At 61.9% G+C, this 12,051-nt stretch carries 11 protein-coding genes; 9 read left to right on the top strand and 2 right to left on the bottom strand.

What is annotated here, in order from left to right; all coding sequences use genetic code 11:
- Window positions 1–29 precede the first annotated feature (29 nt).
- From recA to NKH73_RS19375, 3 genes are all read left to right on the top strand, one after another.
- Window positions 30–1,127: a recombinase RecA gene (recA, locus tag NKH73_RS19385; protein ID WP_008875470.1), complete on the top strand. Its 1,098-nt coding sequence runs from the start codon at window positions 30–32 to the stop codon at window positions 1,125–1,127.
- A gap of 279 nt (window positions 1,128–1,406) precedes the next feature.
- On the top strand, window positions 1,407–4,073 hold the full coding sequence (gene alaS, locus NKH73_RS19380) for an alanine--tRNA ligase (RefSeq protein WP_352934873.1): 2,667 nt from the start codon (window positions 1,407–1,409) through the stop codon (window positions 4,071–4,073).
- A 58-nt stretch (window positions 4,074–4,131) separates the two neighbouring features.
- The gene (locus NKH73_RS19375) at window positions 4,132–4,911 is read left to right on the top strand and encodes a PhzF family phenazine biosynthesis protein (protein WP_352934870.1); all 780 of its coding nucleotides are present in this window, start codon (window positions 4,132–4,134) and stop codon (window positions 4,909–4,911) included.
- Window positions 4,912–4,927: 16 nt separating this feature from the next.
- On the opposite strand, the gene NKH73_RS19370 is transcribed toward NKH73_RS19375, so the two are convergent.
- Together NKH73_RS19370 and NKH73_RS19365 are read right to left on the bottom strand one after the other, a co-directional pair.
- Window positions 4,928–5,554: a glutathione S-transferase family protein gene (locus NKH73_RS19370; protein ID WP_352934867.1), complete on the bottom strand. Its 627-nt coding sequence runs from the start codon at window positions 5,552–5,554 to the stop codon at window positions 4,928–4,930.
- A gap of 82 nt (window positions 5,555–5,636) precedes the next feature.
- On the bottom strand, window positions 5,637–6,848 hold the full coding sequence (locus NKH73_RS19365; protein WP_352934864.1) for an NADP-dependent isocitrate dehydrogenase: 1,212 nt from the start codon (window positions 6,846–6,848) through the stop codon (window positions 5,637–5,639).
- 218 nt (window positions 6,849–7,066) lie between these two features.
- Here NKH73_RS19365 and NKH73_RS19360 point away from each other — a divergent pair, with 218 nt between their 5' ends.
- The 6 genes from NKH73_RS19360 to NKH73_RS19335 all read left to right on the top strand — a co-directional run bounded on the left by NKH73_RS19360 (window position 7,067) and on the right by NKH73_RS19335 (window position 11,965).
- A complete protein-coding gene (locus tag NKH73_RS19360) occupies window positions 7,067–7,912 on the top strand; it encodes an RNA methyltransferase (RefSeq protein WP_352934861.1) in 846 nt (281 codons plus the stop codon).
- A gap of 177 nt (window positions 7,913–8,089) precedes the next feature.
- A complete protein-coding gene (gene murI / locus NKH73_RS19355; RefSeq protein WP_352934858.1) occupies window positions 8,090–8,902 on the top strand; it encodes a glutamate racemase in 813 nt (270 codons plus the stop codon).
- A gap of 60 nt (window positions 8,903–8,962) precedes the next feature.
- Window positions 8,963–9,151 (top strand): DUF3008 family protein, encoded by a 189-nt coding sequence (locus NKH73_RS19350; protein WP_023717374.1) that lies wholly within the window; start codon window positions 8,963–8,965, stop codon window positions 9,149–9,151.
- Between the two features lie 355 nt (window positions 9,152–9,506).
- Complete coding sequence (rpsD, locus tag NKH73_RS19345) at window positions 9,507–10,124, top strand: 30S ribosomal protein S4 (RefSeq protein ID WP_095489591.1); 618 nt, start codon at window positions 9,507–9,509, stop codon at window positions 10,122–10,124.
- A 136-nt stretch (window positions 10,125–10,260) separates the two neighbouring features.
- Window positions 10,261–11,148, top strand: a complete 888-nt coding sequence (gene ttcA, locus NKH73_RS19340) for a tRNA 2-thiocytidine(32) synthetase TtcA (RefSeq protein WP_352934854.1) — start codon at window positions 10,261–10,263, stop codon at window positions 11,146–11,148.
- Entirely contained in the window at window positions 11,138–11,965 is an 828-nt protein-coding gene (locus NKH73_RS19335) for an inositol monophosphatase family protein (protein ID WP_352934850.1), read from the top strand. The genes ttcA and NKH73_RS19335 overlap by 11 nt, the downstream gene beginning before the upstream one ends.
- Window positions 11,966–12,051: the final 86 nt, after the last annotated feature.

Here is a 12,051-nt window from a genome sequence, read left to right as displayed (position 1 = left end):
CTTCATTGACGACCAAGGGGTGATGTATCATGGCTCAGAATTCTTTGCGGCTTGTAGAGGACAAGGCAGTGGACAAATCAAAGGCTCTGGATGCGGCGCTGTCGCAAATCGAGCGTGCTTTCGGCAAGGGCTCGATCATGCGGCTCGGCGCAAACGAGCAGGTCGTCGAGATCGAAACGGTGCCGACCGGCTCGCTCGGTCTCGACATCGCGCTTGGCGTCGGCGGTCTGCCGCGCGGCCGCATCGTCGAGATCTATGGGCCGGAAAGCTCGGGCAAGACGACGCTGGCGCTGCACACGGTGGCCGAAGCCCAGAAGAAGGGCGGCATCTGCGCCTTCGTCGATGCCGAGCATGCGCTTGACCCGGTCTATGCCCGCAAGCTCGGCGTCGATCTCGAAAACCTCCTGATCTCGCAGCCTGATACCGGCGAGCAGGCGCTGGAGATCTGCGACACGCTGGTGCGTTCCGGCGCCATTGACGTGCTGGTGGTCGATTCGGTCGCGGCGCTGACGCCGCGGGCCGAAATCGAGGGCGAGATGGGCGATTCGCTGCCCGGCCTGCAGGCCCGGCTGATGAGCCAGGCGCTGCGCAAGCTGACCGCCTCGATCTCGCGCTCCAACACCATGGTCATCTTCATCAACCAGATCCGCATGAAGATCGGCGTCATGTTCGGTTCGCCCGAGACCACGACCGGCGGCAACGCGCTGAAATTCTATGCTTCGGTGCGCCTCGACATTCGCCGCATCGGCTCGGTCAAGGACCGCGACGAGGTCGTCGGCAATCAGACCCGCGTCAAGGTGGTCAAGAACAAGCTGGCGCCGCCCTTCAAGGTGGTCGAGTTCGACATCATGTATGGCGAGGGCGTGTCCAAGACCGGCGAGCTGGTCGACCTCGGCGTCAAGGCGGGCGTGGTCGAGAAGTCGGGCGCCTGGTTTTCCTACAATTCGCAGCGTCTCGGCCAGGGCCGTGAGAACGCCAAATTGTTCCTGCGCGACAATCCCGATACGGCGCGCGAGATCGAACTGGCACTGCGGCAGAATGCCGGGCTGATCGCGGAGAAATTCCTCGAGAATGGTGGTTCCGAAGGCGGCGACGATGGTTTCGAGGATGAAGCTGGCGCGATGTAAGGCCTCAGTGGTGGCCAGAGTTTGGCCATAATCCCGGTTCATCACCTCCAGCTTATGTAATCGAGTTCTGTATTGTTGCGTTTCAAACCGCCGGCCTAGCGCCGGCGGTTTGCGTTTCAGCGGTGGCGCCGATGACCTGCAAGCCCGCAAGTTGGCCCAATTCCGTGTTTCTGGACAGGCTGCGGCGTGATCGCTAAAAGGCCCAATCGATCTTCTAAAACGAAGAGTCCATTTACCGTCGGCCGGGCCGGCGGTTCTCTCCAGAAGGCAGTATTATTCATGAGTGGCGTGAACGAGATCCGGTCGACATTCCTCGACTATTTCCGCAAGGAGGGTCATGAGGTCGTCGCGTCGAGCCCGCTGGTGCCGCGCAACGACCCGACGCTGATGTTCACCAATGCCGGCATGGTGCAGTTCAAGAATGTCTTCACCGGCCTGGAAAAGCGGCCCTATTCGCGTGCCACGACCGCCCAGAAGAGCGTGCGCGCCGGCGGCAAGCACAACGACCTCGACAATGTCGGCTACACGGCGCGCCACCTGACCTTCTTCGAGATGCTCGGCAATTTCTCATTCGGCGACTATTTCAAGGAACGCGCCATCGAGCTTGCCTGGAATCTGATCACCAAGGAGTTCGGGCTGAAGCAGGACAAGCTGCTGGTCACCGTCTATCACACCGATGACGAGGCCGCCGGCTTCTGGAAGAAGATCGCCGGCTTTTCCGACGATCGCATCATCCGCATTCCGACCTCGGACAATTTCTGGGCAATGGGCGACACCGGACCTTGTGGGCCGTGCTCGGAGATCTTCATCGACCGTGGCGAGCACATCTGGGGTGGCCCTCCCGGCAGCCCCGAGGAGGATGGCGACCGTTTCCTCGAATTCTGGAACCTGGTATTCATGCAGTATGAACAGGTGACGAAGGACGAGCGCATCGATCTGCCGCGCCCGTCGATCGACACCGGCATGGGGCTCGAGCGCATGGCCTCCATTCTGCAGGGGGTGGAAAGCGTCTTCGAGACCGACCTGTTCCGTCACCTGATCGACGCTGCGTCATCCGCGCTCGGCCGCGGCCCGGATGCAGACACCGTCGCCTCGTTCCGCGTCATCGCCGACCATTTGCGTTCGTCCTGCTTTTTGGTGGCCGACGGCGTGCTGCCGTCCAATGAAGGTCGCGGCTATGTGCTTCGCCGTATCATGCGCCGCGCCATGCGCCACGCACAGTTGCTCGGTGCCCGCGATCCGCTGATGTGGCGGCTGGTGCCGGCGCTGGTGCGCGAGATGGGCCAGGCCTACCCGGAACTGCTGCGCGGCGAACAGATGATCACCGAGACGCTGAAGCTTGAAGAAACCCGTTTCCGCAAGACCCTGGTGCGCGGCTTGGGCCTGCTTTCGGAGGCGACGGAAAGACTGGGCGCCGGCGACATGCTGGATGGCGAGACAGCCTTCAAACTCTACGACACCTATGGCTTTCCACTCGACCTGACGCAGGACGCGCTGCGTCAGCGCAACATCTCGGTCGATCTTGCCGGCTTCACCAATGCGATGGAACAGCAGAAGGCCGAGGCGCGTAAGAGCTGGGCTGGTTCCGGCGAGGCCGCGACCGAAACGGTGTGGTTCCCGGTGCGCGAGACGGCCGGCGCCACCGAGTTCCTCGGCTACGAGACCGAGCAGGCGGAAGGCCTCATCCAGGCGCTGGTCAGGGACGGCAAGACCGTCGACAGCGCGGCCAAGGGCGACGCCGTTGCCGTGGTCGTCAACCAGACGCCGTTCTATGGCGAGTCCGGTGGCCAGATGGGTGATACCGGCGTCATTTCAGGCGAAGGGTTCTCGATCGAGATCTCCGATACGCAGAAGAAGGCCGATGGGCTTTTCGTGCATCTCGGCAAGGTGGTCAGCGGCACGGTCAGCACGGGCGCAACCGTCGAGCTGAAGGTCGACCATGCGCGCCGCTCCAGGTTGCGCGCGAACCATTCCGCCACGCATCTGATCCATGAGGCGCTGCGCGAGGTGCTGGGCACCCATGTCGCGCAGAAGGGCTCGCTGGTCGCGCCCGAGCGTCTGCGCTTCGACATCTCGCATAACAAGCCGATTTCGCCTGACGAACTCGAGGAGGTCGAGCGGATGGCGAACGAGATCGTCGTCCAGAACAGCCCGGTGTCGACGCGGCTGATGTCTGTCGACGATGCCATTGCCGAGGGCGCCATGGCGCTGTTCGGCGAGAAGTACGGCGACGAAGTGCGCGTCGTTTCGATGGGTACGGGCCTGCATGGCGCCAAGGCCAACCGGCCCTATTCGGTCGAGCTCTGCGGCGGCACGCATGTCAGGGCGACCGGCGATATCGGTCTGGTGCGCGTCGTGTCGGACAGCGCTGTCGCCGCCGGCGTGCGCCGTATCGAGGCGTTGACCGGGGAGGCGGCCAGAAAGCATCTGGACGAGCAGGACAAACGGCTGAAGGCGGTCGCTGCCACGTTGAAGATTTCGCCGGCCGACGTGCCGGCCCGCGTCGAGGCGCTGCTCGATGAGCGCAAGAGGCTCGAGAAGGAACTGACCGAAGCGCGCAAGAAGCTGGCGCTGGGCGACCGCTCGCCATCCGGCGTGCCTGCGGAAAACGAAACCATTGCCGGTGTCGGTTTCCTCGGCAAGGCGGTGTCCGGCGTTTCGCCGAAGGATCTGAAGCCGTTGGCCGATGCCGGCAAGAAGTCGCTCGGCTCCGGCATCGTCGTCTTCGTTGGCGCCGGCGAGGACAACAAGGCCAGCGTCGTGGTCGGCGTCACCGACGACCTGACCGGCCGCTTTAGCGCCGTCGATCTGGTGCGCGTGGCGTCCGCGGCCTTGGGCGGGCAGGGCGGCGGCGGCCGGCCTGACATGGCCCAGGCCGGTGGCCCGGATGCCTCGAAGGCCGAGGATGCGATTGCTGCGGTGAAGGCGGCGCTGGAAGCTGCGTGAACCTGCACCGGTAACGCGAGGCCGAAGTGGCAGCGGGGATGATGTGGCAACGTTGACTATGTATCAAGTCGACGCTTTTGCCGAACGGGCTTTCCAGGGCAACCCTGCTGCCGTTCTCATTTTGGCGGACTGGCTATCGGACGATGTGATGCAGGCCATCGCAAACGAGAACAACCTTGCTGAAACCGCGTTTGCGCGGCCGAATGGCAAGGGTTGGGATTTGCGCTGGTTCACGCCGGTTCATGAAGTCGACTTCTGTGGCCATGCTACTCTTGCGACCGCCCATGTATTGGCCGCGGAACACAATGTGCCTGGCGACATGGCCTTTGCCACGCGGGTAGGTGAGTTGCGGGTTTCGCAGCGGGAAGGTGCCTACCAGCTCGATCTGCCGTGTTTTCCGCCGCAGCCGCTCGGCGTGGAGTTAACGCCGGCGCTGCAAGAGATATTTCCCCTGCGTCCGGTTGCGAGCTTCCGCAATTTCGAAAACCTGTTTGTCGAGCTTGCCGACGAGTCGTCCGTACGGTCATTCGTTCCCGATCTGCTCAGGATCGGAACCCTTCATCCTCTTGGCTTGGTCATTACCGCGCCTGGGCGAGCCCATGATTTCGTCTCGCGTTATTTCGTGCCTGGGGCGGGCATTCCTGAGGATCCGGTGACTGGCTCCACTCATGCGACGCTGGTGCCTTACTGGGCTGAAAAACTCGGCAAGACGCATCTGTCGGCATTCCAATGCTCGCAGCGCGGCGGGCATTTGCTGTGCGACCTGGCTGGAGATCGTGTGCTGATCGAAGGTCGTGCGAAGACCTTCATGAAGGCGGAAATCTACCTTCCCGAATGAGCGGCTGCCATTCGCCTCACCCTGCCTTTTCGGGTCCGGAAAAGCTTGGACGCTGAGCGATGCGGTCCCACCAGGCCAGAATATCGGAAAATTCGGCCAGCAGCTTGCGCCCTTCGGCGGCCTTGACGAAGTAGCCGATGATCGGTGCCGCGTGCAAATCGGCCAGCGTCAATTGCTCGCCCAGCAGCCACGGCCCGGCGGCTTTCAGTGATGTGAGCACGCGAAGCACAGTTCTCGCCTGCCGAAGTCCGGCGGCGATCAAAGCCTCGTCAGGCGCCGTCTTCTCCAGCCGCTCGACAGCGACATCCCAGACCATCGCCCGATAGGCATAGGCGTCGAGCATGCCGATGAGCTGGTTCATGGTTGCGCGAGGCCGAACCTCAACCGGCTGCAAAGCCGGCCCACTAAACGCTTCGTCGGCATAGCGCGCAATCGCGCTCGCTTCGAACAGGCGAAAGCCGTCATGCTCGAAGGCCGGGATGCGCCCAAACGGATGATGCTCGAAATACCAGCCGGGAATGCCTTCAGCCGCGAAGACATCAACCGGCACGAGCTCGTAGTCGATGCCCTTTTCCTCGAGCGCGAGGCGGACGATGCGCACGTAGACGCTGTACTCCGCCCCGTAGAGGATCGGCTTGGTCATCGATCACCCTTCTTCCGCTCTCGTTGTTCGCCTTAAGAAGAAGGCTCCTCTCGGAGCCTTCGATGTTGCCGGGTTTTGGCCGTCAGGCCATCGCCTTCTGCAGATTCTCGTCGATCTTGTCGAGGAAGCCGGTGGTCGAAAGCCATGGCTGGTCGGGGCCGATCAGCAGCGACAGGTCCTTGGTCATGAAGCCGGCCTCGACGGTCTGGATGCAGACCCTTTCGAGCGTCTCGGCAAAACGCTTCAGGTCGGCGTTGTCGTCGAGCTTGGCGCGATGGGCGAGGCCGCGCGTCCAGGCGAAGATCGAGGCGATCGAATTGGTCGAGGTTTCCTCGCCCTTCTGATGCTGGCGATAGTGGCGGGTAACGGTGCCGTGCGCGGCCTCCGCCTCCACCGTCTTGCCGTCCGGCGTCATCAGCACCGAGGTCATCAGGCCGAGCGACCCAAAACCTTGCGCCACCGTGTCCGACTGCACGTCGCCATCGTAGTTCTTGCAGGCCCAGACATAGCCGCCCGACCATTTCAGGCTGGAGGCGACCATGTCGTCGATCAGCCGGTGCTCGTACCAGATCTTTTTCGCCTTGAATTCGGCTTCGAACTCGGCCTCGTAGACTTCCTGGAAGATGTCCTTGAAGCGGCCGTCATAGGCCTTGAGGATGGTGTTCTTGGTCGAGAGATAGACCGGATAATTGCGCAGCAGGCCGTAATTCAGCGAGGCGCGGGCGAATTCGCGGATCGACTCGTCGAGATTGTACATGGCCATGGCGACGCCGGCGGCCGGCGCATCGAACACCTCATGCTCGATCACCCTGCCGTCCTCGCCGACGAACTTGATCGTCAGCTTTCCCTTGCCGGGAAAGCGGAAGTCGGTGGCGCGGTACTGGTCGCCGAAGGCATGACGGCCGACGATGATCGGCTTGGTCCAGCCGGGCACCAGCCGCGGCACGTTCTTCATGATGATCGGCTCGCGAAAGATGGTGCCGCCGAGGATGTTGCGGATCGTGCCGTTCGGCGACTTCCACATCTTCTTCAGCTTGAATTCCTCGACGCGCTGCTCGTCGGGCGTGATCGTTGCGCATTTCACGCCGACGCCATGCTTCTTGATGGCGTTGGCCGAATCGATGGTCACCTGGTCGTTGGTGGCGTCGCGGTGTTCGACGCTGAGGTCGTAATATTCAAGCTTGAGGTCGAGATAGGGGTGGATCAGCTTGTCCTTGATGAACTGCCAGATGATGCGGGTCATCTCGTCGCCGTCGAGTTCGACGACCGGGTTCGCCACCTTGATCTTCGCCATGGAAAGAATGCCTCATTGTTGGGGATCGGAACGGCCTTGCCCGCATGGCTTCGGCCGGGGATGCGGCCCGTATATCAAAGCATTTTTGGCCGCGCAAACGGCGATCCGCGTGGCCTGGCTCGACCACCGCCATCGGCCGCTCTTTGTGAAAGCTTCATTTTCGCGGCCGGATATGGCAGGGGACGCTGAAATGCCGCAAACAGCAGTTCATTGACATCATGCAAGCCAGCAACGACATCCCTCCTGCCGCAGGCCCGGCGATCATCCTCGTCGAGCCACAGCTCGGCGAGAACATCGGCATGGTCGCGCGCGCCATGGCGAACTTTGGGCTTGCCGAACTGCGCCTCGTCAATCCGCGCGACGGCTGGCCAAGCGAGAAGGCGCGCGCTGCCGCGAGCCGCGCCGACCATGTCATCGATGCCGTCACGGTCTTTGACGATCTGGGCTCGGCGGTTGCCGACCTGAACTTCGTCTTCGCCACCACGGCGCGCGCGCGCGATAATTTCAAGCCGGTGCGCGGACCGGTCGAGGCGGGCAGGGCGCTGAGAGCACGCCAGCAAGCCGGGCAGCGCACCGGCATCCTGTTCGGCCGCGAGCGGTTCGGGCTCTATAATGACGAGGTCGGCCTGGCCGACGAGATCGTCACCTTCCCGGTCGATCCCGCCTTCTCTTCGCTCAACATCGCCCAGGCGGCCCTGCTGATGTCCTATGAATGGATGAAGTCGGGTTTGGAAGATGAAACGAAAACCAATTTTTCCAGCCCTGGCATGATGCCGGCGACCAAGGAACAGTTGCACGGCCTGTTCGCGTATCTGGAAGGCGCGCTCGAGGCGCGCGGCTATTTCCGCCCGGCGCCGAAGAAGCCGAAGATGGTCGACAATCTGCGCGCGGTGCTGACGCGTGCCGGCTTCGCCGAGCAGGAGCTCAAGGTGCTGCGCGGTATAATATCATCGCTGGACAGGTTCTCGCCGGCCATGCCGCGCGGCGACGGATCGCCTGGCGATGATCCAAGACGGCTTCCGGCGGCAGCGGCACGCGCCGCTAAGGCGAAAGACAAAGACTAGGCTTAACCCAAAGACTAGACTTAACCATAAGTAACCGAATGTTATTTGGAGTGGTCCATCATTCAGAATGATGGATTCTTCGGATGTGTAACCATCTTCCTGCCGAGGTCCGAGCCTCCTCTCGACCTCCTCTCGACCTCCTCTCCTAATCGCAGATTTCTCTCGTAAACGATGACAATGACCGATCCCTCAAGCGCCCGCCCGATCCTGATGTTCGATTCCGGCCTCGGCGGCCTGACGGTGTTGCGCGAAGCGCGCGTGCTGATGCCCGACCGTCGCTTCGTCTATGTCGCCGACGACGCGGCGTTCCCTTATGGCGCCTGGGAGGAACCAGCACTGAGGGCGCATATATTGGAGCTGTTCGGCAAGCTGCTCGACCGTTTTTCGCCGGCCATTTCGGTCATCGCCTGCAACACCGCCTCGACGCTGGTCATCGATGCGCTGCGCGAAAGATTTCCCGGCCATCCTTTCGTCGGCACGGTGCCGGCGATCAAGCCGGCGGCTGAACGCACGCGCTCCGGGCTTGTTTCGGTGCTGGCGACGCCCGGCACCGTCAAGCGTCAGTATACGCGCGATCTGATCAGCAAATGGGCCCAGAAATGCCATGTCCGCCTGGTTGGCAGCGACAGCCTGGCGGGACTGGCCGAGGTCTATATGCGCGAGGGCTTTGTCGACGAAGAGGCCGTGCGCACCGAGATCGCACCATGCTTCGTCGAGCATGACGCGCTGCGGACCGACATCGTCGTGCTTGCCTGCACCCATTATCCTTTTCTGGCCAACCGCATGCGCAAGACGGCACCTTGGCCGGTCGATTGGCTCGATCCCGCCGAAGCGATCGCGCGACGGGCGCTCTCGCTGCTCGTTGACACCGAGGGCAGGAATCGCGGCGAGGCGCTGCCGGAAGGCGCCGATCTTGCTGTCTTCACCTCAAAGAGGGTTGATTTTCCGACTCGCCGCCTGATGCAGGGGTTTGGGCTGGCGATTTCCTGATATTTAGGAACATCATCCCGACCGATACGTTTTCTCCTATTGGCAACAGGAGAAACGATCATGCCAGCCACATCAAAGGCCCAGCAGAAAGCCGCCGGCGCGGCATTGTCCGCCAAGCGTGGCGAGACCAAGAAGAGCGAGCTCAAAGGCGCTTCGAAGGGAATGTACAAATCCATGAGCGAAAAACAGCTCGAGGAATTCGCCGAGACCAAGCGTAAGGGCCTGCCGGAGAAGAAATCGAAACACTAGCCGCTCGTCCGCGCCCGCAGGAAGGCCCGGTTCCGATTCGATGGTTTGATAGCCGCGGCACTTGGGCCGTATCCGCTCGCAATCACCGACGCCAGCCGCGAGCTTGACACCGGTTGAATCTCCGTTTAATCAGCCCACCAACACCGGGCCGCAACGCCCGGTGGTTTCTTTATGTGCGCAAGACGTTTGGGAAGCTCTCTATTTTCCCGGGTCTTGTAAATGACGTGTCCCGTGGGTTTTCCGCCGCGTTGCGTGGGAGAACCCTGTCAGGTCTCGAAAACGGGGGCCAGAGGAGGGCGCGTTTCCTTCACCCGGACCATGAGGTTCCGGGTGTATTGTTTTGAAAGGGAATGCGATGAGCAAGCGCGAATCCGCGAAATACAAGATCGACCGCCGTCTCGGCGAAAACATCTGGGGCCGTCCGAAGTCCCCGGTCAACAAGCGCGAATATGGTCCCGGCCAGCACGGCCAGCGCCGCAAAGGCAAGCTTTCCGATTTCGGCCTGCAGCTGCGTGCCAAGCAGAAGCTTAAGGGTCACTACGGAGACGTTTCGGAGAAGCAGTTCCGCAAGGTCTATGAAGAGGCGGATCGCCGCAAGGGCGACACCTCGGAGAACCTGATCGGCCTGCTCGAATCGCGTCTCGACGCGGTCGTCTACCGTTCCAAGTTCGTGCCGACCATTTTTGCCGCTCGCCAGTTCGTCAATCACGGCCACATCAATGTCAACGGCAAGCGCGTCAACATCGGCTCGTACCGCTGCAAGCCGGGCGATGTCATCGAAGTGCGCGAAAAGTCGAAGCAACTGGTGATCGTCCTGGAATCGGTAGGCTTGGCCGAGCGCGACGTGCCTGACTACATCGAGGTCGACCACAACAAGATGACCGCGACCTTCGGGCGCATCCCCGGCCTGTCGGATGTCCCCTTCGCCGTGCAGATGGAACCGAACCTGGTCGTCGAATTCTATTCGCGCTGATCGATTTCTTCATCTGCCACACCACCGAAGGCCGCCGTCGAGGCGGCCTTTTCTTTTGGATATCCGAAAATCGATTTCGATTTTAGGGCCGATGCGCTAATCCGGGCAGCAACAAGGATATTGAGCCCGACGCGCCATGAACATGCTGCCAGAAACACTCGAGCCGATCGCCGATGCCGCAGGCGGCTTTCATCCGCTGTTTGCCGATGTGCCGTCCTCCGTCGAGTTCAACAAGCTGCGCAAACGGCTGCTGCGTCTCGCCCGTCAGGCGGTCGACGATTTTTCGATGGTGAGGCCAGGCGATCGCTGGCTGATTGCCTTGTCGGGCGGCAAGGATTCCTACGGCCTGCTCGCTTTGCTGCTCGACCTCAAATGGCGCGGGCTGCTGCCGGTCGAGCTGTTGGCCTGCAATCTCGACCAGGGCCAGCCCCATTTTCCCAAACACATATTGCCCGACTATCTCGATAAATACGCCATCCCGCACCGCATCGAATATCAGGACACTTATTCGGTGGTCACCGACAAGCTGCCCCAGGGCAGTACCTACTGTTCGCTGTGCTCGCGGCTCAGGCGCGGCCATCTCTACCGCATCGCGCGGGAGGAAGGTTGCTCGGCGCTGGTGCTCGGACATCACCGCGAGGACATACTTGAAACCTTTTTCATGAACCTGTTCCATGGCGGGCGGCTCGCCGCCATGCCGCCAAAACTGCTCAATGACGACGGCGACGTCATGGTGCTGCGGCCGCTTGCCTATTGTGCCGAGGCCGATCTCGAAAAATTCGCCAGCGCCATGAAATTCCCGATCATCCCGTGCGATCTGTGCGGCAGCCAGGATGGCTTGCAGCGCAATGCGATGAAGGCGATGCTCGACGACCTGGAAAAGCGCATGCCCGGCCGCAAGGACACGATGATCCATGCCATGGCCAATGTGCGGCCCTCGCATCTGCTCGACAGAAAGCTGTTCGATTTCGCCGTCCTCAACGAGACCCTCACCATAAGGCAAGACATTTCCGATGACATTTGACGACACCGCGATCGACTGGCTTGCCAACCTTCTGTCCGACGCTGCCATTGCCGAGATCATGCCGCGCTTTCGCCGGCTGGATGAGGGCGAGGTCCGCCAGAAAACCTCGGCAGCCGACCTGGTGACGGAGGCCGACGTGAATGCCGAGCGGCTCATCACCGTCAGGCTGCGTGAGCGCTACCCCAAGGCGATGATCGTGGGCGAAGAGGCCTGTTCCGACGATCCGGCGCTGCTCCAGGGCCTCGGTGAAGCCGATCTCGCCTTCGTCATCGATCCGGTCGACGGCACCTTCAACTTCGCCTCCGGTGTGCCGCTGTTTGGCGTCATGCTCGGTGTCGTGGTGAGGGGCGAGACAGTCGCCGGCATCATTCACGATCCCGTCGGCAAGGACTGGCTGATCGGTGCCAAGGGTGCTGGCAGCCACATACGGCATGCGCACGGCACTCTGGAGAAGGTGCATGTCGCCAAGCCTGTGCCGATTTCGGCAATGACCGGTGCGGTCTCCTGGCAGTATCTACCCGAGCCGGAACGATCCCGGCTGGCGCGTAACCAGACAAAGTGCCTGTCGCAGTTCGCCTATCGCTGCGCGGCTCATGAATATCGGCTGTTGGCGAGCGGCTATGGCCATTTCGCCGTCTACAACAAGCTGATGCCGTGGGATCATCTGGCCGGTGTGCTGATCCATGCCGAGGCAGGTGGTTATGCGGCACGGTTCGACGGCGGCCCCTATCTGCCTTCGCATGTCGATGGCGGCATCATCGCCGCGCCGGACAAGGAAAGCTGGCGCGAACTGCGACGCGAGCTCTGGGCGGAGTAGGCTTGCCGGGGATCATGCGCGATGCGCAGGGTGAAAGAAGCTCGTCGAGGATCATGGCGCCGAGCTGATGTGTTCGCACGACATGG

It is taken from the genome of Mesorhizobium sp. M0938, from assembly GCF_040319125.1.
Lineage (GTDB): Bacteria > Pseudomonadota > Alphaproteobacteria > Rhizobiales > Rhizobiaceae > Mesorhizobium > Mesorhizobium robiniae.
The sequence above is the reverse complement of the archived record's forward strand: the minus strand, read 5'-3'. Positions and strand labels throughout refer to the sequence as shown.

Bases quoted from the DNA above. Each gene is read 5' to 3' on its own strand.
- recA (WP_008875470.1), top strand. From the start codon at position 30: ATGGCTCAGAATTCTTTGCGGCTTGTAGAGGACAAGGCAGTGGACAAA.
- alaS (WP_352934873.1), top strand. From the start codon at position 1,407: ATGAGTGGCGTGAACGAGATCCGGTCGACATTCCTCGACTATTTCCGC.
- NKH73_RS19375 (WP_352934870.1), top strand. From the start codon at position 4,132: ATGTATCAAGTCGACGCTTTTGCCGAACGGGCTTTCCAGGGCAACCCT.
- NKH73_RS19370 (WP_352934867.1), bottom strand. From the start codon at position 5,554: ATGACCAAGCCGATCCTCTACGGGGCGGAGTACAGCGTCTACGTGCGC.
- NKH73_RS19365 (WP_352934864.1), bottom strand. From the start codon at position 6,848: ATGGCGAAGATCAAGGTGGCGAACCCGGTCGTCGAACTCGACGGCGAC.
- NKH73_RS19360 (WP_352934861.1), top strand. From the start codon at position 7,067: ATGCAAGCCAGCAACGACATCCCTCCTGCCGCAGGCCCGGCGATCATC.
- murI (WP_352934858.1), top strand. From the start codon at position 8,090: ATGACCGATCCCTCAAGCGCCCGCCCGATCCTGATGTTCGATTCCGGC.
- NKH73_RS19350 (WP_023717374.1), top strand. From the start codon at position 8,963: ATGCCAGCCACATCAAAGGCCCAGCAGAAAGCCGCCGGCGCGGCATTG.
- rpsD (WP_095489591.1), top strand. From the start codon at position 9,507: ATGAGCAAGCGCGAATCCGCGAAATACAAGATCGACCGCCGTCTCGGC.
- ttcA (WP_352934854.1), top strand. From the start codon at position 10,261: ATGAACATGCTGCCAGAAACACTCGAGCCGATCGCCGATGCCGCAGGC.
- NKH73_RS19335 (WP_352934850.1), top strand. From the start codon at position 11,138: ATGACATTTGACGACACCGCGATCGACTGGCTTGCCAACCTTCTGTCC.